Origin of the sequence: Staphylococcus pseudintermedius (assembly GCF_001792775.2) — a bacterium.
Lineage (GTDB): Bacteria > Bacillota > Bacilli > Staphylococcales > Staphylococcaceae > Staphylococcus > Staphylococcus pseudintermedius.
Map to the genome: position 1 here is coordinate 1 of NZ_MLGE02000017.1, position 24,930 is coordinate 24,930.

A 24,930-nucleotide genomic window follows, 5' to 3' on the forward strand; every position below is an offset into this window, starting at 1 on the left:
TATCATTACACATAGGCACAATATCTCCTTAATCGTTGGTTTGGTCACTTACAATTATAGAGATATTTGTGCTTTTTTAATATCAAAAATTAAAATAACGGTCAGTGAATCTCTCACCAACCGTTAAAAATATATAACCTTTTAAAATTAAGCATACTTATCCATTCGATTACTGAAACATGATTTTAAGCAGATGTTTTTGTTGTATTCACAAGGTTACCTTCCGCATCGTACAGTTCAGGCTCTGTCTCATTTACAATTGTTTCTTTTGTAATGACAACTTTAGCAACGTTTTCTGTAGAAGGAATATCATACATAATATCAATCAATGCTTCCTCAATAATCGAGCGTAAACCACGTGCTCCTGTTTTTCTTTCGATTGCTTTTTCACTAATTGCAGCTAATGCTTCATCAGTAAATTCTAAAGCTACATCATCTAATTCAAGCATTTTAGTGTACTGTTTAACCAACGCATTTTTAGGTTGTGTTAAAATGTTTTTCAACGCTTCAACATCTAATGTTTCAAGGTTTGCAACGATTGGTACACGTCCGATAAACTCAGGAATTAAGCCATAAGTTTGTAGGTCTTCTGGACGGATTTGCTCTAATAAACTTGCTTCATCGAAATTAGAAGCTTCATTGCTCGCAAAACCGATTACTTTTTCACCAAGACGACGTTTAATCACTTCATTTATACCGTCAAACGCACCGCCAAGAATAAATAAAATATTTGTTGTATCAATTTGAATGAATTCTTGGTTAGGGTGTTTACGTCCACCTTGAGGCGGCACACTAGCTGTTGTACCTTCTAAAATTTTAAGCAATGCTTGTTGCACACCTTCACCTGAAACATCACGTGTGATGGATGTGTTTTCTGATTTACGTGCAATTTTGTCAATCTCATCGACATAAATAATCCCTTTTTCTGCTTTATCAATATCAAAATCAGCAGCTTGGATTAAACGTAATAAAATGTTTTCAACGTCTTCGCCCACATAACCTGCTTCTGTAAGGCTAGTTGCATCGGCAATGGCAAACGGCACATTTAACGTACGTGCCAATGTTTGTGCGAGTAATGTTTTACCACTACCTGTCGGCCCAATTAAAGCGACATTACTTTTTTGTAATTCAACGTCATCATCTTTAGGCCCAAGTTGTTGAACACGTTTGTAGTGATTGTATACAGCAACTGCCAATGATTTCTTCGCTTTTTCTTGGCCGATAACATAGCTGTTTAATTGATCCATAATTTCTTTTGGTGTTGGTAATTCAGTGAGTTCTTCTGCTTGTTGTTGATTTAATTCTTCTTCAACGATTTCAGCACATAGCTCAATACATTCGTTACAAATATAAACACCACTACCTGCTACCAATTTTTTAACTTGGTCTTGATCTTTACCACAGAAAGAACATTTTAAGTTTTCTTCATCATCATTGAATTTAAACATACTTTATTACACCCCTGTTCTTTTACGACTATACTAGAAAGCATTCTATTACGCAAATATAGACCATTTCAAGTTTTTTGCATTTTGCACAATAAAACACAACAGATGTGTGATATTGTGGCCCCAGTAAAAGTCATCCTCAACTTCTGTTTCTCATCTATTTTTATTCGTAGTGTCTTCATAAAGTTTCATACCAACGCTTCATCCAACAAAATACACTCAAAGTTGCTGAATGAAATTCCCCAAGCTTGCCGTTAATATACTAAGTGCTAGCGACATAAAAATCAAATCATTTGCAAAATTCATTAACGCAACTGTTTGAACAGATGTTGTCATAAATACTAAGCGGAGTGCGGTTGTTGTCAAATGGCATCATTTGAGTACAACAACCCACCCCGGTTGATTTCACATCATATTAAAATTTGTTGAAACGGTTCATTGAGAGTTGTGTTAGTGGGACCGCACATCACCTGAAGTTGATGTGCGGTCCCACTGATTAACCTTCATTAAATTTTATCATTCAAATTTGTAATGAAAGTTTTCAATACGACGCATCAATAAGATATGCGTGCTTATGCTTCTTCTTTGTTATCTTCTGAAGTGCTTTCAACTAATTTCGCTTCGTCTACTAATAAGTTAATAACTTTTTTCACACGAACATCATTTTTAACAAGATCAGTGTTGCCAAGTGTTTTCTTAATATCTTCAACAGAGATGTTGAATTGTTCGCTCATTGTTTCAAGCTCTTTGTCAACATCTTCATCAGTCACTTCGATATTTTCTGCATCTGCAATGGCAGCTAATGTTAAGTTTGTTTTCACACGTAACTCAGCATCTTCTTTCATTTGTTCACGTAAATCATCTTCTGATTGACCTGAAATCTGGAAGTAAGTGTTTAAGTCTAAACCTTGTTGTTGAATACGTTGTGCAAATTCGCTCATCATGCGATCTTGTTCTGTACGTACCATAGCTTCTGGAATATCGATTGTCGCATTGTCAGTTGCTAAAGTAATCGCTTCTTCTTTTTGCGCATTTTCAGCGTCAGTTTTCTTTTGCTCTTCAAGTTGTTGACGTAAGTTTGCTTTGAATTCCTCTACATTGTTTGCATTAGAATCTAATTCACTCGCAAGCTCATCATCTAATTCTGGTACTTCTTTTGCTTTGATTTCGTTAATTTTTGTTTTAAATACAGCAGGTTTTCCAGCTAATTCTTCTGCATGGTATTCTTCTGGGAATGTCACTTCAACTTCTTTTTCTTCCCCAACTTTTAAGCCTACAAGTTGCTCTTCAAAACCTGGGATGAACATACCTGAACCGATTTCCAAGTCATATCCTTCAGCTTGACCACCTTCGAATTGCTCACCATCAACATAGCCATCGAAGTCTAAGTTAACTGTGTCGCCTTCTTCAACTTGACCGTCTTCTTTAACGACCATATCAGTCATAGCGTCAAGACGTTGTTCTACTGCTTTGTTGAATTCGTCTTCAGTCACTTCAGTGTTTTGTTTTTCGATTTCTAAGCCTTTGTAGTCACCTAATTGTACTTCAGGTTCAACGATTACAGTTGCATCAAAAGTGAATGGTTGGCCTTTTTCGATTTGTGTTACTTCAATTTCAGGTTGATCAACTGGATTAATACCTGTTTCTTGTACAGCTTCACTGTATGCTTTTGGTAATAAGATGTCTACTGCATCTTGATATAAAGCTTCTACACCAAAACGTTGTTCGAAAATTTGACGAGGTACTTTCCCTTTACGGAAACCAGGTACGTTAAGTTGTTTGACTACTTTTTTGAAAGCTTGATCTAATGCTTTATCTACTTCTTCTGCAGGTACGGATACTTGTAATAATCCTTCATTACCTTCTTTTTTTTCCCAAGTTGCTGTCATGTATAAAAACCTCCATGATTTATCATTTTTAAAATTTTTCAACTTCTTTATTATAACATAGGTTGACCTTCTTTGAAATAATGAGACCTATGTATTTAACGATTTTATGAGTTTAAATATCTCTACATATAATGAATCCACATTGACTTCCTTCCCCATTAACTGATGGAAATATGCAACATAAGCATCGCGCCACATCTCTACAGTTCCATAGTCTAGGATATTTACAGGATAAAGTGCAATATTATTTGTATTAAGTAAAATATAGGCTTCTTGAACAAGTGAAGGTATCTCCACTTCTAAAGCATCAATCACTGCAGGCAACAATCGATCTTTAAAGGCTGTTTGTTCAATTCCTACAAGTTCAGCGGGTATCACTTGAATTTGACGAAAATCTTTCTCTATGGTGATGCCTTGATTGTATCCAGCAAAACGTAAATATTCTAACATCAAACTTTGAACACTTGAAACGATTGACTCATGAACTAACAAATAAGCAATCGTTTCACTGTACTGATAGACACGATCATCAATTAATGTGAGTACTAATTGCGTTTGATCATAATGACTCAGCTCAGTAAACCGTTGTAATCGATGCAACATATAATCTTGGCGTTCGTCCAGTTTGGATTGTGCTTGATTTTTAATAGGTAATAAAGTCATACGCGTTTCATGTGCAACGACATCATCAAGAACCTGGTCCACCATTTCAACTGCCGCTTTATATTGTTCTAATGCATACAGACTTTTAATGTAATACACGATGAATGTATCATATGGCGGAAAACCTTGCATCATTAAAATGTTCGCCTCTTCTTTTAATTCAAGGTAAGCTCCAAGTTGCCACAATATATCACATTTTAAAAGCGCAAGTTCAGATGTCAATTCAAAGTGACGTTCATACGCAATGAAATAATCATAAGCGTCTTCATAACGTTCCTTGTCGAATGCCTCTGTAATATCATATATTAACTTTTCTTTAAGCTTAGGAAATGGAATGATATCAGACATGCCATTCACCTATTTCAACTGCTCTAATATTAACGCGCTCCACGATTCGAATGCGCTCGTGTCACTAATTTGGCTTAATGGTTGCCACTGAATCTTTAAAGTATCCGTTTCACGCACTTCGACATCTTGTTGCTTAACCTTCACTTTAAACACGACACCGATATGAACTTGACCCACTTCATTATGATCATCATTAATAAAGCCTATGAATTCAAGCGGTGTTTGATTGTTAATTTTAACACCGATTTCCTCTTCAAGTTCTCGACTTGCATTTGTTTTAATGACTTCATCAATATGGTGCGCTTCAGGAACATCATTCATGTGTCCGCCTACACCGATAGACGCATTGCCGTGAAGTCGTGCCTCGCCACCACCTGATAATCGCTCATAGACGAGTAATTCATCATGCTCATTTTCAATTAAACAATAACTAATCAATTGTTTGAAGCTAGGATCTTCTTCCATATCACCACGTCTTTTCACTTCATATTGAGAAAGCTTTTCATAAATTTTTTGACCCTTCTCTTCAGATTGATCTAAAAACCCATTGAATGCGAGCGCCTCTTCTTCAAAAAGCAAACGTCGTGGGACTACAGTAATTTGTTCATCAAATTTTGACATTGTGAGCTCCTTTTATTCGTTTTTTATATCGTAACAAAAGAAATGAATAATGGTAAAGTCATAATGAAAAAGAGTTGGCGCGTCACAATAGACCCCAACTCTTTCTCTACTATTTTAAAGCTGCTTTCGCTTGATTTACTAATTCAGCAAATGCTTTCTCATCTGAGATTGCGATTTCTGATAACATTTTACGGTTAACGTCGATACCCGCTTGTTTTAAACCGTTCATTAAACGAGAGTAACTCATGTCGTGTTGACGTGCAGCCGCATTGATACGTGTAATCCATAATTTACGGAAATCACGTTTTCTTTGACGACGGTCACGGAATGCATATTGACCTGATTTCATAACTTGTTGTTTTGCAACTTTATATAATGTGCTTTTCGCACCGAAGTAACCTTTAGCTAATTTGATTGTCTTTTTACGACGCGCTCTTGTTACTGTTCCACCTTTAACACGTGGCATAATAAACTCCTCCTTTTATCTCTACGGTATGCGCTTCTGCCATACCTCTCATATATTTTCGTACTTTAGAATGATTATTTAACGTATGTTAATAATTGTTTTACACGTTTTGCATCGCTTTTTGATACTAATGAAGCTTTACGTAATTGACGCTTTTGCTTTGTAGATTTGTTAGCGAATAAGTGTGAAGTGTATGCTCTAGAACGTTTAAGTTGACCAGATCCAGTTCTTTTTACACGTTTCGCAGCTCCGCGGTGGGTTTTCATTTTAGGCATGATGTTTTCCTCCTATTATCACTTTTTATTTTTCATTAATTGGGGCTAACATAAGGAACATTTGACGACCTTCCATTTTCGGCTTTTGCTCGATTGTTGCAAGGTCTTGGCACGCTTCAGCATATCGCTCTAACACGCGTTGTCCAATTTCTTTATGCGTAATCGCACGCCCTCTGAAACGAATTGAAACTTTAACTTTGTCACCTTTTGTTAAAAACTTGCGTCCGTTTTTAAGCTTCGTATTGAAGTCGTGTTCTTCAATCGTAGGGCTTAAACGGATTTCTTTAACGTTGATGATTTTTTGTTTCTTCTTCATCTCTTTTTCTTTTTTCTGTTGCTCGAATTTGTATTTGCCGTAATCCATAATACGAGCAACAGGTGGTTTAGCATTTGGCGCAACAACGACTACATCCAAACCAAGTCGATCTGCCATTTCCAATGCTTCATTTTTAGACTTCAATCCGATTTGGTCACCATTTTGTCCGATGACACGTAATTCTTTTGCGCGAATCTTTTCGTTAACTTGCGTTTGATCTTTAGCTATGGTTGACACCTCCAAAAAGTTTACGAATGGTCCAAGTACGAAAAAAAGCGAGGGTATCTAACCCCCGCTTCTCACGTCAACATGAACATACACTACATGTTTAATCGTTAACCTGCCAACAGCTTGTTGCGTCGCTACAGGTGAGAAGCGGGATGCTTCTACTTGGTCCGTTTCGTATTCAACAGATACAATCATACCAACTCAGTGTATATTAGTCAATGTTTTTTTGAAAGTTTTTTTCAACTGTTTCCACATTCGGATCTAAGTTGACGTCTTTTAATGGAATCAATTTCGTTTTATAGCGGACTTTATGATAGATGAAGAACGCTAAAAATACTGGTATACCCATATAAGTAATTAAAAATCGATTGATATCAAAATCACCCGTTTGAATAAAATCAACATCTTGTCCGATGATAACAATAATACAAAGCACAGCTGCGAGAATCGGACCAAATGGGAACCACTTCGCTTGATACTTTAATTTTTGAACATCGTAATTTTGTGCCGCAAACGCTTTTCGGAAACGATAATGACTGACCGCAATACCTACCCATGCGATAAAGCCTGTCAGACCACTCGCTGCAACAATATATTCGTACGCATCGCCACTGACATGTTGTAATACAAAAATCAACACAACAATCAGCGCTGTAGATAACATCGACAAGATTGGTGTGCCGTTTTTATTTGTACGACTAAATGCTTTAGATGCGAGTCCGTCTTTCCCCATCGAATACAGCATACGTGTGCTTGCATACATCCCAGAGTTACCCGCCGATAATACAGATGTTAAAATTACGGCATTCATAAATGAGGCAGCAAACGCGAGTCCTGCATTTTTAAAGACGAGTGTAAATGGAGAAGTTGCAATGTCATCCCCACCGCCCATTAAGGCAGAAGAATTGTAAGGAATAAGCATCCCGATAATGAAGATTGCTAAAATATAAAAGAGTAAAATTCTCCAGAACACTTGCTTAATTGCTTTCGGTACGGCACGCTGAGGATTTTCAGACTCACCTGCAGTAATCCCCACTAACTCAGTACCTTGGAACGAGAACCCAGCGACTAAGAACACGCCGAACACAACGAGTAAACTACCACCAAAACCGTCACCTAAGATTGGTGCGTCACCAGTTGTAAATGTATCAAAGCCCACTGCTTGACCGCCCATAATTCCTAAAATTGTCAATAAACCTACAATAATAAAGACAATCACCGTCGCCACTTTGATGAATGCGAACCAATATTCACTTTCACCATATACTTTGACAGACAAGGCATTAAGGCTAAAAATAATCACCATGAAGATACAACTCCATGCCCAAGCAGGTAAAAATTGTAAGGGGGCCCAATATTGGATGACTTGAGCAGCAATCGTAACGTCGGCCGCTACTGTAATGACCCAGTTAAACCAATAGTTCCATCCTAAAGCAAAACCTAAAGACGGATCGACAAAACGCGTGGCATATGTGCTAAACGAACCTGTAACAGGTAGATACGTCGCCATTTCCCCTAGTGATGTCATTAAAAAGAACACCATCACACCGATTATCGCATAGCCTAAAAGTGCACCTAAAGGCCCTGCATCATGAATAGCGCCTCCAGATGTCATAAACAGTCCAGTTCCAATCGCACCACCAATCGCGATCATCGAAATATGACGGTCTTTAAGATGGCGTTGAACTGCGTGTTGATTTTCTGTTTTTTCATTACTCATTTTCTTAATCCTTTCCTAATTGCTTAGAGGTTAAGACAAATTGTGTGAAGCTCGTTAAATATCAAATTATTCAACCTAGTAAAAAATAAAAGCAGTGATGACATCTATGTTGATGCCACCGCTGCTCATTATTTATGAATCGGTAGCACATCACATTTGTGACAGTCTAGCGCCTTTCGAACACTAGCCCAACGAGAAATGGCGATGGTCCATTTCCGTTTCGGCAACTTTACCTTTCACATGTTGGGGCTTTGTACCATCATACAACCCAACCGCTACTCATCAAAGTTGCGCCTCTAACTCAATCAAATCGTATTATAAATTGTTTCATTTATTACTATACATGATAGTCGTGCACCTATCAACATTATCTTTGTTTTTTCAAACGAATTTCATCGACTAAGTCCCAAATGAATGTATCTTTTTCAACAGTTTTTTGGTCTTTTGAACCGTATTGACGGACATTGACTTCATTGTTTTCAAGTTCTTTATCCCCGACAACAAGTTGATATGGGATCTTCTTCATTTGCGCTTCACGGATTTTATAACCCATTTTTTCATTACGGTCATCAATATGCACACGGACACCTTGAGATTTTAATTCGTCGTGAATTTGACGTGCGTAATCGTAATGCAAGTCGTTGTTAACTGGAATAATCTCAACTTGTTGTGGTGCTAACCAAGTTGGGAACGCCCCTTTTGTTTCTTCTGTTAAAAAGGCTACGAAACGTTCCATCGTAGAAACCACACCACGGTGAATGACGACTGGTCGATGATGTTCGCCATCTTTACCAATGTAAGTAAGTTCGAACTTTTTCGGTAATAAGAAGTCAAGTTGCGCTGTCGACAATGTCTCTTCTTTACCCATCGCCGTTTTCACTTGAACATCTAATTTAGGACCGTAGAACGCCGCTTCACCGATCGCTTCTTCATACGGTAAGTTCATTTCATCTACTGCTTCTTTTAACATCGCTTCAGCAGTGTTCCACATGTCATCATCGTCATAATATTTTTCTTTATCCGCTTTATCGCGATAACTTAAACGGAATTTGTAATCCTCAAAACCAAAGTCTTCATATACATCCAAAATCATTTGAACGACACGCTTGAACTCTTCTTTAATTTGGTCTGGTCGCACGAAGATATGCGCATCGTTTAAAGTCATCCCACGCACACGCTGTAATCCTGATACAGCACCACTTGCTTCATAACGGTGCATTGTACCAAGTTCCGCAATACGAATTGGCAACTCACGATATGAATGGGGCTTGTTAGCATAAATCATCATATGGTGTGGGCAGTTCATCGGTCTCAGTACCATCGCTTCATCCGCATCCAGTTGCATTGGCGGGAACATGTCTTCTTGGTAATGATCCCAGTGCCCTGATGTTTTGTACAAATCGACATTAGCCATCACAGGTGTATAGACGTGGTCATAGCCGAGGCTAATTTCTTTGTCTACGATATAACGTTCGATTTCACGGCGGATTGTTGCACCATTTGGTAGCCATAAAGGTAAACCTGCGCCGACAAGTTGATTGTTTGTGAAGAGCTCCATTTCTTTACCGATACGGCGGTGGTCACGCTCTTTACGCTCTTCTAACAATTGAAGATGTGCTTTTAGGTCTTTCTTGTCGAAAAATGCTGTACCATAAATACGTTGCAACATTTTATTATTACTGTCTCCACGCCAATACGCACCAGCAGTTGATAACAATTTGAACGCCTTAATTTTCGATGTACTTGGGACGTGTACGCCTCGACATAAATCAGTGAATTCACCCTGACTGTACAATGTCACTTGTTCGTCTTGTGGAATCGCCTCAATTAATTCCAATTTATATGGATCGTTTGCAAAAAATGCCTTCGCTTCATCTCTTGAAACAACTTGACGCTCGACTTTATGATTTTCTTCAATAATTTGTTTCATAGTCTTTTCAATTTTCTCGAAATCATCACTTGAAACCTTTTCTTCCATATCGAAATCATAGTAGAAGCCACCATCAATCACTGGGCCGACACCGAAATGTACATCACCGTACAATCGCTTTAATGCTTGTGCCATTAAATGCGCTGTGGAATGTCGTAACACTTCTAACGCTTCGTCACTACCCGGCGTAATAATTTCAATTGCGCCATCTTCTTCTAAAGGACGTGTTAAATCGACCAATTGTTGATTAAATTTACCTGCAACGGCTTTTTTTCGTAACCCTGGACTAATGGATTGCGCAATTTCTTCTGTTGTCGTACCCTTTTCAAACGCCTTTTCATTACCATCTGGGAACTGCACTTTAATTTCTGCCATAATGATCCTCCATTTCACATTTTTGCTTAAAATTGAAGAAAATAAAAAACCCCATCCCAACATAAGGGACGAGGTTTTCGTGTTACCACCCTAATTTGTCACATACCTATCCTGTGACATCTCTACATAAGATAACGGTCTTGAGCCGGGCATTCATTACAAACACCATTTATCTATAGAGGGAGTAACATCGATGACTATGCACTACATTCTCAATCACAGTAGTTCCCTGTACCATAGTGATACCGATATCATATCCTCAAACTTTAGCAACATTATTGATTTATATACATATTATAACGCTAATTTTAAAATTTTCAATGCTTACGATAATTTTCTCCTTCAAGCAAATAAGGCGTGCTCAAAGTTTTCACACGTTCCATAATCCGTTTCGCTTTCATTCGATCAACACCATTTTTCGTATCAGCCAAATGTGTTTCTAATTCATCTAAATTCATATTTGAGCTGAAAAATGTCGGTAGTTCTTGAATCATACGGTAATGCAAAATTGGACCGAGCACCTCATCACGTACCCAAGGCGTCATATCTTCAGCACCTAAATCGTCTAAAAATAATACACGCGCTTCACGAACTTGTTCAATACGTTTTGCTGTCGTTCCATCTTTAAAACCATTTTTTAAAGTTCGAATAAATTCTGGCACATAAATAATCATCGAAGGGACTCGATTATTTTTCAACTCGTTCGCAATCGCACCTAAAATAAATGACTTTCCTGTACCGAATTCACCATATAAATAAAAACCTTTGACCGAACGCTTTTCAATAATGGCATCGATTAAATCGTCTAATTGCATTGCTAAATCTAAACGATTGCGTCGCGTCATATAAATATCTTTAATTTTGGCGTTTAACGTATCTGGATGCATATGAAATGACGTAATCATACTTTTCGCATTTTGTTCCTCGTCGTGCCTGATTTTACATGGGCAAGGCTTGTAACGAATTTTGATGTGTTGTTGATCAATATACAATTCCGGAATGTGACCTTTCACGAAATTAGGACAATTTTCATACGTATGTGTCCCATCGTAACGCTTTTGCTGATCTTTATATTCTTGCAAGATGTTCAAATCTTCCTCAATCATTCGATTCGTTACTTCAGATTGGTGTGCAGCTAAAAATGCTTTTACATCTGGATCCGCTAATACTTGCTTTTTAATTTGTTGAATCTTTTGTTCGAAAGCATTGTTACCACCGATGATACTATTAAAGCTTTTCATTAATCTTCACCCGCCCTTCTCTTTTGTTTTAATCTTTTCAAGAACGCTGCACGATCTTTTTCCAATGCTTCTTGATCTTCTTCTTTTTGTTCGTATTCTTCTGGATGTGTCACCCAACGCGGTTGCTTTTCTTTTTTGTTATAAAATGGACCATTTGTGTTTTGAGAATAGCTTTCCATTCGTTTTTGCTTTGATTTTTCCTGGTTTTTTTGAATTTCCATCGCCTTTTCATATGCAGAACGCGCGTCCGTCACACCACTTTTTTTCCACGTTGAAGCAACGGAATAGACATATTTTTCCGGCAAGTTATTATCCGTTTTTTGCATCACATATTGCAATAATATATTGATGACTCCAAAATTAAACCCTTCACGTTGTACTAATTCTTCCACCATGTCTTTTTGATAACGCGGCGGTTCAGAACCTCCATATTCCGTAAGCATGACAATCGGACTCGTTTGATCCATTAAAGCAAACCATTCATCCCAATTCGAGACCGTTTCTTCTTGTGCTTCAGACGTTTGTTCTGAAGCAGTCACTGTCACTTGCGGCTGTAATGATGGTAATTGTTGTTGATGTTCCATTAAATAATAACTTTGTGCTTGTTTACGTAAATCTTTAACGGATAAAGACTGGTCTGCATTGAGCGATTTCAAAATAATCGTTTTCATAACATCAGGCGATAAACGATACAATGTCGCCAATTGCACAATAAGCGATTTTGTCGGTTCTGATAAAATCGTTTGGCTCACATAATGCGTCTGCAACATATCAGCCAACAATTCAAAATCAAACGTCACATCTGTTAAATCAACACCTTGATATTGCGATGCTTTGAGTGATACATCTGAAGTGACCGCTTGTTTCTTAGGCACTTTAAAAACATCCGTGAACTTTTTCGTCACATTTGAAAATCCTGCCAAATCGAGTTGTGTAGGCATAAAATGATTTTTCAATGTATGATACCGTTCCTGTCCGACAGCTTCATAAAAATAAATCGACAACATCGGATCATTAAAAAAACGTTCTGCTGTAGGCGGAGGTATGAGTTCATACACAAATTGTGTCGTGTTTTCAGATTGACGGACGAACGTTTTTAACAGGCCAATGCCTTCCAACAAATCTAAAAACTCCCTAAAACGACCGAGGCTTAATTTTAACTCGGACATAATAGTATAATGTGTAAACCCTTGGTCGAATGTAGCAGACTCAAATTGGTTCAAAAATTGGTACACACCGATTGCTTCAGCGCCAATTAACGGTGTGAATAACCGATTTAAAATATCATAGTGCACTGCATGATATTGAAATGGACGCATGACGATAAACCCGTCGTGCGGACTCAACTGATTTTGATACATAAAATGATTCATTCGTTATTCACTCCGCTTGTTTTCTTTCAATATCCCTTGCATAGATTGTAATAATTGATCCACATCTTTAAATTCCCGGTACACAGAAGCAAATCGAACATAAGAGACTTGGTCAACATGCATTAATAAATTCATGACATACTCCCCTATGTCTCTAGAAGACACTTCAGCAATACCTTCTTCACGCAATTTCCATTCAACTTGATTCGTAATTTCTTCCAATTGTTGAAAACGGACTGGTCGCTTTTCACACGAGCGCACTAAGCCATTTAATATTTTTTCTCTATTGAACTGTTCACGTGTACCGTCTTTTTTGACGACGATGAGCGGACTCATTTCTATATGTTCAAAAGTAGTGAAACGTGTACCACAATTGTCACATTCACGTCTTCTTCTAATTGCATTCATATCATCTGCATGTCTCGAATCCACTACTCGAGATTGGGTATGATTGCATTTTGGACATTTCACGACTTTGTCACCTTCTTAGTCATAGTTTTTGTTTCATTATACTATGAAACGACATGATTTCAAAAGTTAGGTGATAACTGACAAGTATCATTGTGTCTTGACTGACGATAAATGGATACGTTCCATTTTGAAACATTAATATCCAGACATACAAAAAAGTCGATGATTCAATTCTCATCGACTTTTTTGTATTTGATTTATTGTGCGACTGTGCTCGGTATTTGAGCAGCGATTTGTTGTAATACATCGACAACTCTCGTTGAATAACCCCATTCATTGTCATACCATGCGAGTACCTTAACTTTACGATCTCCCATGACGATTGTTGAAGGTGTGTCGACAATTGCTGAATGTGCATCAGTCGTAAAATCATCCGACACTAGTGGTTCATCCGAAATAGCGACGACACCATTCAAATCATTGTCTTTAAATAATTGATTCACTTCTTCTTTAGTCACAGATTGTTTTAAATCGACGACTAGGTCAACGAGTGAAACATTTTTAGTAGGAACCCGTAACGCCATCCCATGCATTTTTCCTTCAAGTTCTGGTAAAACAAGTGCAAGTGCTTTCGCTGCACCTGTTGATGTTGGAATGATGCTTTCAAAAGCTGCACGCGCACGACGTAAATCTTTGTGCGGATTATCTAAATTGTTTTGGTCATTTGTCACAGCATGTACTGTTGTCATTAAGCCATTTTCGATTCCAAAACGATCATTTAATAATTTTGCAATCGGTGCTAAACAGTTTGTCGTACAAGATGCGTTACTAAAAATGTCATAACGTTCTGTATCGATATCTTGGTCATTGACACCTTTAACAATCGTTTGCACGTCTCCTCCTTTTGAAGGCCCTGTTAAAATCACCTTTTTAGCACCTGCACGAATGTGGGCATCTGCTTTATCGCCATGATTAAATTTACCTGTTGCTTCTACTACGATATCGATATCCAATGCTGCCCATGGTAAATTTTCAGGATTACGATCTGACACAAGTTTAATTTTTTTACCGTTCACTTGAATGCCATCTTCAATCGGTTCAACCGCCTGATTAAAGCGTCCGTGTGTTGTGTCATACTTAATAAGATGCGCAATCGTTTCAGGTGGATAGCTTGCATTAATCGCTACAACCTCAACATCTTCTCTATTTAATGCCACTCTTAAAACCATACGGCCGATACGCCCCAGACCGTTAATCGCAATCTTTGTCGTCATGTTTAAAGCACTCCTTATCAATGTGTTATACTTATAATCAACAGTATATCATAATTGCGATAAAATGAAACCGTTTTCCACTATTATTTTTTGTTATTGTACTTCATCAGCCAAAACAATCATAAAGCGTAAAAAATTCAGGAGCTGAGACAAACGCATGTCTCAGCTCCTGAATTTATATAGATATTTACGTCAGTTATCATCCACTATTCTTCTGAGTCACTATGATAAGCTTCTAAAAATCCTTTGTCTACTAAAATCTGTTCTAAATTTTGTTTTAATTCCAACTTTGAACCTAAATTATCAATGACGACATCCGCCATGCGACTCTTTTTATCAATTGAAATTTGACTATAGATTCTTGCTTTGGCATCTTCTATAGACAAGTCATTACGCGCCATTAATCGATCGAGTTGTATCGGTTCAGACGCATAAACGAGCCAAACTTCATCTACCGTGGCTTCTAAATGATTTTCAAATAACAGTGGAATATCCATAATAACATTATGTCCCTCTGCTAAATATTGGTCACGCTCTTGATTCATCATTTTGCCGACAATAGGATGCACAATCGCATTAAGTTGTTTTCTTTTTTCATCGTCATAAAACACTTGTTGTCCGACAAAGGTACGATTCATTTCGCCATCTTCATTGATCGCTTCATCGCCAAATAGCGCTTGAACTTTTTTTAAACCTTCCGTCCCTTTAGCAACTGCTTTTCTTGCTGCAACATCTGCGTCGACGATTTTAAAACCATGTATTGCGAGTAACTCTGCCACTGTCGATTTTCCAGTAGCAATTCCACCTGTTAATCCAATAACTTTGGGCATAATTTCACCTATCCTAACTTTGGCAATTTGGACAAAAATGTGTATTTCGTCCTGAAATAATAACCGTTTCAATCGCTGTTTCACACGTTGCACAGCGCTTTTGTTTATATACTTTCAAATGATCTTGCATAGTACCTCTTTGACCATCAGCATGTACATAATCTGCCACACTTGTCCCACCATTTAAAATACCCATTTCTAAAACTTTTACTACACTATTAAATAACTTTGTCTTTTCCGCTATTGACAAGTCTTTTACTTTTTTCTCCGGATGAATTTGTGCATCAAACAGCGCTTCACACGCATAAATATTGCCACAACCCGATATCACACGATGATCCAGTATAAAGGGTTTAATCGCTTTGTTTAAATATTTCTTTTCATCACTTTTAGCAAGATAATAGGCTAACGCCTCTTGTTCAAAAGGTTCAGGTGCAATCTCTAAAATTGATGGGTAAGCCTCTAAACTTTCGACATTCCGAATCTCACCAAACCGGCGAATATCTGAATAGACTAATTTAATACCATTTTCTAAATGAAAAACAACTTGCCAATGCTTTCGAAAATTCGGTATCGCAATGTCATCGAGCGATTGCACGACAAAGAATGCACCTGCCATCCCTAAATGAGAAATTAATATACGTTCAACATTCCCATTTTCGATACGAAATAAAATATATTTACTGCGGCGTTGCACATCAGCAATCTCAAAACCGACCGTATACTTCACAAAAGCATCAAGGTCAACCCCTTTAATTATCGTTTCTTTCCCTTCTAACTTGCCGCGTTTGACAGGTTCAGAAAACGTCACATCTATAACCTTTTGGTGCATAATATGCGGCGTAATCCCACGTTTGACATGTTCGACTTCTGGTAATTCTGGCATTGATTGTCATACCTACTTTCTATTTTGCATCATACCACGTTTTCCCATAATCTGATTCTACACTTAATGGGACATCTAATTGTAATGCATGCGCCATAATTTCCTCAACAAATTTGCCGAATTCATCTACTTCATCTTTCGGCACTTCAAAAATCAGTTCATCATGTACTTGTAATAATAACTGAGCTTTAAATGATGTCTTTTGTACTTCACGGTGGAATTGCACCATCGCTAATTTGATAATATCTGCCGCACTTCCTTGAATTGGTGAGTTCATCGCAGTTCGTTCAGCAAATCCACGTAAGTTAAAGTTACGACTCGTAATGTCAGGAATGTAACGACGACGTTTTAATAATGTCTCCACATAACCTTGTTGTTTGGCATCTTGCACAATGTTGTCCATATAATCTTTCACACCTGGAAAATGGTTCAAGTAATCGTCAATGAATCGCTGTGCTTCTTTACGTGTGATACCTAAACTTTGACTGAGTCCATAATCACTAATGCCATAGACGATACCAAAGTTTACTGCTTTTGCTTGACGACGCATTAATGATGTGACTTCATCAGCTGCAACGTTAAACACTTTCATCGCTGTTGTGGTATGAACATCTTCATTATCATTAAACGCTTGTTGCAACGTTGGGTCTCCTGTAATATGTGCTAAAACACGTAATTCGATTTGTGAGTAATCCGCCGCAAGAATGACATAATCTTCGTGCGTAGACTTAAACGCTTTACGAATTTTACGCCCCTCTTCTAAACGAATTGGAATATTTTGCAAGTTCGGATCAACAGAAGACAGACGTCCCGTTTGTGCAAGTGTTTGATTAAAACGAGTATGAATGCGACCGTCATCCCAAATCACCTTTTGTAAACCTTCAACATAAGTCGACTGCAATTTCGATAACGTACGATACGTTAAAATGTTGTCGATAATTGGATGAGCATTTTGCAATTTTTCGAGCACATCGACCGCTGTTGAATAACCTGTTTTCGTTTTTTTAATAACGGGCAACTCAAGTTTTTCAAATAAAATGACGCCTAATTGTTTAGGTGAATTAATATTAAATTTTTCACCAGCTTGTTCATGAATTTGTTCTATTAACTGATCCAACTCTGTTTGAATGACTGTTTCCATTTCTTTTAATGTGTCGATGTCAGTATGAATACCGATATATTCCATTTCACTTAAAATGAGCGCGAGTGGTAACTCGATTTCTGAGAGTAATGATGTCTGTTCATGCTCTTCAAGAATCGTCATCATTTGCGGTTGCACAACATGAATCGCGTCTAAAATGGAAGCGATATGTTTATCGAGTACGCCATCTTCAGGTATGTGGAATGATTTGCCTTTACCATAAACCGACACATCATCTTGTACAAACGTTTGATCAAAATGCGTCATGACAGAATGTACATCTTCAATCGTACGTGACGGATCGATAATATAGCTCGCTAACATTGTATCAAAAACGACATTTTCAATGGCGATGTCTGAACGTTTCATCGCAATGTACGTTTTCTTCGCATCATGTACCCATTTTTGCGTCGTTTCATCTTCTAGCCAAGCCACTAACTCTGGATATTCATTGACCTTGTCAAATGGAATCACTACATATTGTTCGCCATCGTATAAACCAAATTTTAACAACTCATCTTTTAGGTAGTTTGGTCCCGCAACTTCTACGTGAATGGCCGCTTCTGACAATTGAGTGAAATCTACTTTTGACATGTTTGTCGTTGGGACAAAATCTCGACTCGCCGTAGCGTTGTCTGCCTCGACATCCATCCCATCGAGCAACTGACGGAATTCTAACGACTTGAACAGTTCGATTTTAGCACTTTCATCCATTTTTTGAGGTAAACGTGTGTCTTCGAGTGATACTGTAATCGGACTATCACAATTAATCGTCGCTAAAGTTTTACTCATTAACGCATCATCACGACTATTTTCAAGCTTTTCTTTTAGCTTTTTACCTGATACTTCCTCAATATGATCATAAACACCTTCAACTGTTCCAAATTGATTTAACAATTTCATCGCTGTTTTTTCACCGACACCTGCCACACCTGGAATATTGTCAGAACTGTCACCCATTAAGCCTTTTAAATCAATAATTTGAGACGGTGTAAGCCCATTATATTTTTCAGCAATAAACTGTGGTGTGTAATGATCGACGTCCGTCACACCTTTTTTCGTATAATAGATCGTCACTTGATCTGTAGCAAGTTGCGTTAAATCTCGGTCCCCTGTAATGATGATTGTTTGCATGCCCGCTTGATCTGCTTCACGACTAAGTGTTCCAATAATGTCATCTGCTTCAAAGTTTTCAAGTTCATAACGTTGAATTTGATAGGCATCTATTAATTGGCGAATATATGGGAACTGCTCACTCAATTCAGGTGGCGTTTTTTGACGGCCCCCTTTATAATCTTGATACGTCTCATGTCTAAAGGTCGTTTTTCCAGCGTCGAATGCCACGAGAAAATGCGTTGGTTGTTCTTCTTTGATAATCTTTTCTAACAAACGCGCAAAACCATATACAGCATTTGTATGAATCCCTGCTTTATTTTTTAACAACGGCAATGCATAAAAAGCTCTAAAACTTAAACTATTACCATCAATTAATATAAGTTTGTCCACGTTATTCCCTCCATCGTGATTTGTATCTATTTTATCATAATCCGTATGTATCATGTCGATAAAGCGCGTAACACACACTTCTACTTTATAACAAAAATGGAATGCCTATTGTACCATAGTTGATACGATATAAGACTGGGACATTAAGTTTTCTAATCTAGATCTTTTATGGACTCATATCCATGAATGATGATTATACCGGCGAATAATAAGGTGTAATTAGACATAAAAATGGATGCTATTGATTTTCTTCAATTCATAACTTTACCCTATGTGACTATATTTAATGCCAGATTGTCCAGAAGGCTGAGACGCCAGAGGAGATGTGTGCATACTGCTAACAATCAATTCTTTACTTTAATCATGGTTACTGTTTATCTCAGTAACTGTCTGACTTTTCAATGCATAAGCTTTTGAGAAGTCGAGTCACCCTTGCAGAGGCAGTACGGTGAAATCTTTGTTCCGCATGGGATTACTGTACTGCTCCCAAAATACAATTCGACATCGATTAAGTATTCTTTTAAATCAAACCGAATTGAGTGGTAGGGCCACTCCCTCGTAAAGTGAAGCCATAATGGCAATCAAAAACACAATTCGTAGGGAAGGCAAGTTTAACAAAAATATGGCATCAATAGCATCAAGTTTTTTATGTTCTATACCGATTATAACGAAAAGCGAGAACAGTTTTAACGACTGTGTGTACGTTATCACTGTTCCCGTTTTGTGAACATATTACTCTGGTAACACAACTTTAAATCTCGACCCTTTTCCAAGTTCAGACGCCACTTCGATATTCCCTTGATAAGCTTCGATAATATGTTTCGTAATGGACAAGCCTAACCCTGTGCCACCTGAATCACGACTTCTCGCTTTATCCACACGATAAAATCTTTCAAAAATACGATACTTTTCTTTTTCTCCTATACCGATGCCTTGATCAATCACTTCAATGACTGGATGCTGATTTTCTCGATATACCGCTAATGTGACCGTTCGATTTTCAGGAGAATAGTTGACTGCATTCGTCATTAAATTCACGATAACTTGAGAGATTTTATTTTCGTCAGCCATCGCCGTCACATTTGGCTCTATTTGATCAATCAATTGTATCGACTTTTCATTCGCAAGTGGTTGAATGACTGAAAATGAAGATTTAGCGACATCCGACAAATCAATTAAGTGCTTTTCTAACGTCGTGTTCTGTTCAATTTTCGATAAATCTAATAAATCTTCTACTAGAGATTGAATGCGATTAGATTCTTTTAAGATGATGTTTAAAAACAAATCTAAAGAGGCTTCATCATTTTTCGCACCATCAATAAGTGTTTCGGTAAATCCTTTCATCGATGTTATCGGTGTTTTCAATTCGTGTGACACATTCGCTACAAATTCACTACGTAAGTTTTCCAGTTTCTTCAATTGTGTAATATCATGTAATACGATGACCATCCCTTGTAACGACTTTTTCGTACGCGATAAGATAGGCACACACGATGTATCAAAGAACTTTTGATGAATATGGTTAATTGAAATTTCAACTTGTTTGTACATCGCTTTTTCAGTTCGAAACCCTTCAACGACGAGCTGCTTAATTGTTGGATGTAGATATCGCGCATAATCTTGATTTTCTACATTGGTCGATGCATTGAAAACTTCATAAAACGTCTTATTCGCAATAACAATTTTTCCATTTTTATCAATCATCAATATCGCACTGGGAATATTTTCAAGTGTTGTGACAAGACGATTCCGTTGAATTTTTTGCTCGCTATTCAACTGCTCTAAACGTCGTGCCAACACATTAATTGTCACATACAATTCGCGCAACTCTTTCACACTGCTTTCAGGCAATCTGACATGAAAATTCCCTTCAGTAAGGAGTGACGCAGCGTAGGACACTTCATTGATAGGTTGAATATAAGTTCGATTAATATAACGCACTGTAAAGTAAATCAACGCTAAAATGATCATCCCTACTAATATTAAGTATTTCCAAAATTGAAGTTGGAGTTCATAAACCATATCGAAATGACCTGTGATGAGTATCGTCGTCTCACCTTGTTGATGTCCAAACCAATAATAGCCTTGCTTCCCATCGAGTTGATAAATCGGATTTCTCGTGTTAAGTTGCCGCAAAAGACTATCTTGACGTTCTGCTATCGAAAGTTTCCGCTCCCCTTTAAACTCCGTCGTTTGATCGCTTTCAATGATTTTAATATTACTATGATAATGATTGGCGAGTTCTTGAATGTGTTGATTATTTCCCGCTTTATAAAATGCAAGAATTTGTTCAGCATCTTTAAGAAGCGATTTCTTCTCGTATTCAACGGTTTTCGTATAAATACTATTATGTACAATAAAGCCTAATATGAGAAAACTTACAACAGTGATTGTTGTAAGTATGATTAAAAGTTTATGGTAAAATTTAATCATTTATTTAGGACGCTCCAATTTATATCCTAAACCGCGAACTGTTTTAATAAACTGAGGTTGCTTCGGATTTTCTTCTAACTTATCTCGCAAATGACTAATATGTACATCCACAATTCGAGAATCACCTGCAAATTCATAGTTCCACACAGAATTTAACATATGTTCACGCGTAATGACACGACCTTGACGTTCAACTAAGTAAAGTAGCAACTCAAATTCTTTCGGCGTTAACTCTAGCAACTCATCATTGCGGTATACTTCAAAAAAGTCAGGACGAATTCTAATACTACCAATAACAATATCTTCATCCTCTTCTTCTTTTCGTACATGATCCACTAATGATGAACGACGAAGAATGGCTTTCACACGTGCGACTACTTCTCTCGGTGAAAAAGGCTTAGTCATATAATCGTCAGCGCCAAGCTCTAAACCAAGCACACGATCAAATTCATCATCTTTTGCAGTTAACATTAAAATAGGTACTTGGTTTTTATCTGAGCGAATCGTTTTACATACTTCAATGCCATCCTTTTTCGGTAACATCACATCCAATACAATCAAGTCGGGTTTCGTTTCTTTTTCTTTTTGTAACGCTTCCTCTCCATCTTGAGCCACTTCAACGACATAACCTGATTGTTCGAGGTTGTATTTTAGCAAAGTGACAATGGATTGTTCGTCATCAACGACAAGCACTCTTTGAGCCATATATGTACCTCCTTATTATGATTAACTTCATTATACCTTAAAATAGTCTTAAAAATAATATATCTTTTAGCATCTTTACAATAACTTAACTTTCGCGTAAAAAATCAAAGATTCTCATCCCCTCTACAAAACTTAAAAGACACCATTTTGATTTCAACTTTATCCCTCAGAAGTGTCAGCCTTCTGAGAAAATTATCTCAAAACAGCGCATGGATAAGGAAGTGTTTTTGACTATAGACTTTATCCAATGTTTGAATTTCATTCGTGCTTTTAACATAAATAAAGGGCCAGGAAATTCCCGGCCTTTTAATCAACTTATTATAAATTTTTAATCAATTCATCTGCAAATTCTGACGTTTTTACTTCAGTTGCACCTTCCATTAAACGCGCAAAGTCATATGTCACAACTTTTGAAGCAATCGTTTTTTCTACAGAATTAGTAATTAAATCCGCAGCTTCTTGCCAGCCTATGTGTTCTAACAACATCACACCTGAAAGTAATACCGATGAAGGATTCACTTTGTCTAAATCAGCATATTTCGGGGCTGTCCCGTGCGTCGCTTCGAAAATTGCATGACCTGTTTCAGAGTTAATGTTCGCACCTGGTGCAATACCAATGCCACCGACTTGCGCAGCTAATGCATCTGAAATATAGTCACCGTTAAGGTTCATTGTCGCAACAACATCGTGATCAGCTGGACGTGTTAAAATTTGTTGTAAGAAGATGTCTGCAATAGAATCTTTAATAATGATTTTGCCATCTTTCTCAGCTTGATCTTGAATTTTGTTCGCTTCGTCTTTTCCTTTTTCTTCAACTAAACGATCATATTGTTGCCATGTAAATACTTGATCGCCGAACTCATTTTCCGCTAAATCATAACCCCATTGTTTGAACGCACCTTCAGTAAACTTCATAATGTTCCCTTTATGCACAAGTGTTACTGATTTACGGTTATTATCAATTGCATATTGAATGGCTGCACGTACTAAACGCTCTGTCCCTTCTTTAGATACTGGCTTAATACCGATTCCAGAAGTTTCAGGGAAGCGAATATTTTTAGCGCCCATTTCATTTTGTAAGAAATCAATCACTTTTTTAACTTCTTCGCTACCTTCTTTAAATTCGATACCTGCGTAAATGTCTTCAGTATTTTCACGGAAGATGACCATGTCCGTTTGTTCTGGATGTTTCACTGGTGAAGGTACACCTTTAAACCAACGCACTGGACGTAAACAGTTAAATAAGTCTAATTCTTGACGTAGCGCTACGTTTAATGAACGGATACCGCCACCGATTGGCGTTGTTAATGGTCCTTTAATCGCAATTAAATATTCTTTAATTGTGTCTAACGTTTCTGCTGGTAACCATTCACCCGTTTGGTCGTATGCTTTTTGACCGGCTAATACTTCTTTCCAGTCAATTTTTTTCTCACCGGCATAAGCTTTTTCTACGGCAGCATCGATGACACGACTTGCTGCTTTCCAAATATCGGGCCCAATACCGTCGCCGATGATAAATGGTACGATAGGTTGATTTGGAACTTGTAATCCGCTGTCCGTTTTTACAATCTTTTCACTCATGTTTAATACCTCCGAATTTTGAAACTTTATAATATATAGACTTCATTAGCGTTCTTCAATCGGTACATATTTACGGTTAACATCACCGATATATGTTGCACGAGGACGCATAATTCTATTATCTCTTAATTGTTCTAAGATGTGCGCAGTCCAACCAGATGTACGACTTACCGCAAAAATTGGTGTAAAGAGATCATGATCAATGCCCATACTGTGATATACTGTCGCACTGTAGAAGTCAACGTTAGGTAATAATCCTTTTTCTTCTTTCATGATTTCTGCAATTTTAACAGAAACATCGAACAATTCACTTTGTCCAGTTTCATTAGTGATTTTTTGGCTCATTTCTTTCAAGTATTTCGCACGTGGATCACCATTTTTATACACGCGGTGACCGAAGCCCATTACTTTATCTTTATTTGCAAATGCTTTTTGTAAGTAGCCTTCAACGTTGTCCACTGAGCCAATTTCAGTCAACATTTGCATGACGCGTTCGTTTGCACCACCATGTAACGGTCCTTTTAATGATGACACGGCAGCAGTGACACCTGAATACATATCTGATAATGACGACACCGCACAACGCGCTGTAAAAGCAGACGCATTCAATTCGTGATCCGCATGTAAAATCAATGCTTTATTAAAGGCTTCTACCTCAACATCAGTCGGTTTTTCGCCTCTAAGCATATATAAGAAATTCGCTGCATAACTTAAAGCAGGATCAGGCTTAACCGGTTCTTTACCTTCTCTTACTCTTGCAAACGAAGCGACGAGTGATGCGATTTTGGCTTGGATACGAATCGCACGCTCTTGTAATGCTTCTTCATCGTTATCATCGGCATTTTCATCAAAGTGTGCTAAATAAGAAACCGATGTACGTAAAGCCGTCATAGGATGTACTTTATCAGTCGTATATTCTTCAAAATGACTATACATTCTTGGATTTAAAGTCATATACTCAAATAATTTTTCTTTTAATTCTGACAATTCTTTTTTCGTGGGTAATCGATAATTCCACAATAAGAAAACAATCTCTTCAAATTGTGCATTTTCAGTTAAATCATCTATATCGTAGCCCGCATATGTAAGTTGGCTATCGATAATTGAACTGATTTTTGTTTCAGCTGCGATTACCCCTTCTAGACCTCTCATTAATTCTGCCATATGAATTTCCCCTTTACTTTATATTCGTTCTTTGTAATGGCTTTCAATAACTATTATAGCCAATATGATACGTTTTGTGAACTTTTTAAGAACTGACATATGTCAG

21 protein-coding genes, 1 riboswitch and 1 other annotated feature are annotated in these 24,930 nt (G+C 37.5%); all 21 genes read right to left on the bottom strand.

Translation table 11 applies throughout. The annotated features are described in order from the left end of the window. Window positions 1–185: 185 nt before the first annotated feature. On the bottom strand, window positions 186–1,448 hold the full coding sequence (clpX, locus tag BJK46_RS10410) for an ATP-dependent Clp protease ATP-binding subunit ClpX (protein ID WP_014613699.1): 1,263 nt from the start codon (window positions 1,446–1,448) through the stop codon (window positions 186–188). A 572-nt stretch (window positions 1,449–2,020) separates the two neighbouring features. Beyond that, window positions 2,021–3,337: a trigger factor gene (gene tig, locus BJK46_RS10415; RefSeq protein WP_014613698.1), complete on the bottom strand. Its 1,317-nt coding sequence runs from the start codon at window positions 3,335–3,337 to the stop codon at window positions 2,021–2,023. A gap of 87 nt (window positions 3,338–3,424) precedes the next feature. Next, window positions 3,425–4,348, bottom strand: coding sequence for a hypothetical protein (locus BJK46_RS10420; RefSeq protein ID WP_014613697.1), 924 nt, complete (start codon window positions 4,346–4,348; stop codon window positions 3,425–3,427). 9 nt (window positions 4,349–4,357) lie between these two features. After that, window positions 4,358–4,969, bottom strand: coding sequence for an NUDIX domain-containing protein (locus BJK46_RS10425; protein ID WP_014613696.1), 612 nt, complete (start codon window positions 4,967–4,969; stop codon window positions 4,358–4,360). A gap of 109 nt (window positions 4,970–5,078) precedes the next feature. Then, window positions 5,079–5,435, bottom strand: coding sequence for a 50S ribosomal protein L20 (gene rplT, locus BJK46_RS10430; RefSeq protein ID WP_014613695.1), 357 nt, complete (start codon window positions 5,433–5,435; stop codon window positions 5,079–5,081). 74 nt (window positions 5,436–5,509) lie between these two features. After that, a complete protein-coding gene (gene rpmI / locus BJK46_RS10435; RefSeq protein ID WP_014613694.1) occupies window positions 5,510–5,710 on the bottom strand; it encodes a 50S ribosomal protein L35 in 201 nt (66 codons plus the stop codon). A 25-nt stretch (window positions 5,711–5,735) separates the two neighbouring features. Beyond that, window positions 5,736–6,263 (bottom strand): translation initiation factor IF-3, encoded by a 528-nt coding sequence (gene infC, locus BJK46_RS10440; RefSeq protein WP_014613693.1) that lies wholly within the window; start codon window positions 6,261–6,263, stop codon window positions 5,736–5,738. A gap of 24 nt (window positions 6,264–6,287) precedes the next feature. Beyond that, window positions 6,288–6,424, bottom strand: a sequence feature (ribosomal protein L20 leader region). Then, window positions 6,312–6,449, bottom strand: a complete 138-nt coding sequence (locus BJK46_RS12220) for a hypothetical protein (protein ID WP_014613692.1) — start codon at window positions 6,447–6,449, stop codon at window positions 6,312–6,314. Its footprint overlaps the feature before it by 113 nt. A 16-nt stretch (window positions 6,450–6,465) precedes the next feature. Further along, entirely contained in the window at window positions 6,466–7,974 is a 1,509-nt protein-coding gene (locus BJK46_RS10445) for an amino acid permease (RefSeq protein WP_014613691.1), read from the bottom strand. A gap of 135 nt (window positions 7,975–8,109) precedes the next feature. Beyond that, window positions 8,110–8,281, bottom strand: a riboswitch (Lysine riboswitch). Window positions 8,282–8,341: 60 nt separating this feature from the next. Next, window positions 8,342–10,279, bottom strand: a complete 1,938-nt coding sequence (gene thrS, locus BJK46_RS10450; RefSeq protein ID WP_014613690.1) for a threonine--tRNA ligase — start codon at window positions 10,277–10,279, stop codon at window positions 8,342–8,344. Window positions 10,280–10,596: 317 nt separating this feature from the next. Beyond that, window positions 10,597–11,520, bottom strand: a complete 924-nt coding sequence (dnaI, locus tag BJK46_RS10455) for a primosomal protein DnaI (RefSeq protein WP_014613689.1) — start codon at window positions 11,518–11,520, stop codon at window positions 10,597–10,599. Continuing rightward, the gene (locus BJK46_RS10460; RefSeq protein WP_096533285.1) at window positions 11,520–12,893 is read right to left on the bottom strand and encodes a replicative helicase loading/DNA remodeling protein DnaB; all 1,374 of its coding nucleotides are present in this window, start codon (window positions 12,891–12,893) and stop codon (window positions 11,520–11,522) included. The genes dnaI and BJK46_RS10460 overlap by 1 nt, the downstream gene beginning before the upstream one ends. A gap of 3 nt (window positions 12,894–12,896) precedes the next feature. After that, window positions 12,897–13,364 carry a transcriptional regulator NrdR gene (gene nrdR / locus BJK46_RS10465; protein WP_014613687.1) on the bottom strand — a complete coding sequence of 156 codons (468 nt, stop codon included), beginning with the start codon at window positions 13,362–13,364 and terminating at the stop codon, window positions 12,897–12,899. Between the two features lie 197 nt (window positions 13,365–13,561). Beyond that, complete coding sequence (locus tag BJK46_RS10470) at window positions 13,562–14,578, bottom strand: glyceraldehyde-3-phosphate dehydrogenase (protein ID WP_037542830.1); 1,017 nt, start codon at window positions 14,576–14,578, stop codon at window positions 13,562–13,564. A 206-nt stretch (window positions 14,579–14,784) separates the two neighbouring features. Further along, a complete protein-coding gene (gene coaE, locus BJK46_RS10475) occupies window positions 14,785–15,408 on the bottom strand; it encodes a dephospho-CoA kinase (RefSeq protein WP_014613685.1) in 624 nt (207 codons plus the stop codon). 13 nt (window positions 15,409–15,421) lie between these two features. Continuing rightward, the gene (gene mutM, locus BJK46_RS10480) at window positions 15,422–16,294 is read right to left on the bottom strand and encodes a bifunctional DNA-formamidopyrimidine glycosylase/DNA-(apurinic or apyrimidinic site) lyase (protein ID WP_103263687.1); all 873 of its coding nucleotides are present in this window, start codon (window positions 16,292–16,294) and stop codon (window positions 15,422–15,424) included. Window positions 16,295–16,313: 19 nt separating this feature from the next. Next, window positions 16,314–18,941: a DNA polymerase I gene (gene polA, locus BJK46_RS10485; protein WP_065354176.1), complete on the bottom strand. Its 2,628-nt coding sequence runs from the start codon at window positions 18,939–18,941 to the stop codon at window positions 16,314–16,316. A 732-nt stretch (window positions 18,942–19,673) separates the two neighbouring features. Then, window positions 19,674–21,374 (bottom strand): two-component system histidine kinase PnpS, encoded by a 1,701-nt coding sequence (pnpS, locus tag BJK46_RS10490; RefSeq protein WP_015729294.1) that lies wholly within the window; start codon window positions 21,372–21,374, stop codon window positions 19,674–19,676. Continuing rightward, window positions 21,375–22,079 carry a response regulator transcription factor gene (locus BJK46_RS10495; RefSeq protein ID WP_014613681.1) on the bottom strand — a complete coding sequence of 235 codons (705 nt, stop codon included), beginning with the start codon at window positions 22,077–22,079 and terminating at the stop codon, window positions 21,375–21,377. Window positions 22,080–22,397: 318 nt separating this feature from the next. Beyond that, a complete protein-coding gene (gene icd, locus BJK46_RS10500) occupies window positions 22,398–23,690 on the bottom strand; it encodes an NADP-dependent isocitrate dehydrogenase (protein WP_257784255.1) in 1,293 nt (430 codons plus the stop codon). 15 nt (window positions 23,691–23,705) lie between these two features. After that, on the bottom strand, window positions 23,706–24,824 hold the full coding sequence (locus BJK46_RS10505; RefSeq protein ID WP_020220140.1) for a citrate synthase: 1,119 nt from the start codon (window positions 24,822–24,824) through the stop codon (window positions 23,706–23,708). Window positions 24,825–24,930 lie beyond the last annotated feature (106 nt).

Coding starts and splice junctions, on each gene's coding strand:
- clpX (WP_014613699.1), bottom strand. CDS start 1,448: ATGTTTAAATTCAATGATGATGAAGAAAACTTAAAATGTTCTTTCTGT.
- tig (WP_014613698.1), bottom strand. CDS start 3,337: ATGACAGCAACTTGGGAAAAAAAAGAAGGTAATGAAGGATTATTACAA.
- BJK46_RS10420 (WP_014613697.1), bottom strand. CDS start 4,348: ATGTCTGATATCATTCCATTTCCTAAGCTTAAAGAAAAGTTAATATAT.
- BJK46_RS10425 (WP_014613696.1), bottom strand. CDS start 4,969: ATGTCAAAATTTGATGAACAAATTACTGTAGTCCCACGACGTTTGCTT.
- rplT (WP_014613695.1), bottom strand. CDS start 5,435: ATGCCACGTGTTAAAGGTGGAACAGTAACAAGAGCGCGTCGTAAAAAG.
- rpmI (WP_014613694.1), bottom strand. CDS start 5,710: ATGCCTAAAATGAAAACCCACCGCGGAGCTGCGAAACGTGTAAAAAGA.
- BJK46_RS12220 (WP_014613692.1), bottom strand. CDS start 6,449: ATGATTGTATCTGTTGAATACGAAACGGACCAAGTAGAAGCATCCCGC.
- BJK46_RS10445 (WP_014613691.1), bottom strand. CDS start 7,974: ATGAGTAATGAAAAAACAGAAAATCAACACGCAGTTCAACGCCATCTT.
- thrS (WP_014613690.1), bottom strand. CDS start 10,279: ATGGCAGAAATTAAAGTGCAGTTCCCAGATGGTAATGAAAAGGCGTTT.
- dnaI (WP_014613689.1), bottom strand. CDS start 11,520: ATGAAAAGCTTTAATAGTATCATCGGTGGTAACAATGCTTTCGAACAA.
- BJK46_RS10460 (WP_096533285.1), bottom strand. CDS start 12,893: ATGAATCATTTTATGTATCAAAATCAGTTGAGTCCGCACGACGGGTTT.
- BJK46_RS10470 (WP_037542830.1), bottom strand. CDS start 14,578: ATGACGACAAAGATTGCGATTAACGGTCTGGGGCGTATCGGCCGTATG.
- coaE (WP_014613685.1), bottom strand. CDS start 15,408: ATGCCCAAAGTTATTGGATTAACAGGTGGAATTGCTACTGGAAAATCG.
- mutM (WP_103263687.1), bottom strand. CDS start 16,294: ATGCCAGAATTACCAGAAGTCGAACATGTCAAACGTGGGATTACGCCG.
- pnpS (WP_015729294.1), bottom strand. CDS start 21,374: ATGATTAAATTTTACCATAAACTTTTAATCATACTTACAACAATCACT.
- BJK46_RS10495 (WP_014613681.1), bottom strand. CDS start 22,079: ATGGCTCAAAGAGTGCTTGTCGTTGATGACGAACAATCCATTGTCACT.
- BJK46_RS10505 (WP_020220140.1), bottom strand. CDS start 24,824: ATGGCAGAATTAATGAGAGGTCTAGAAGGGGTAATCGCAGCTGAAACA.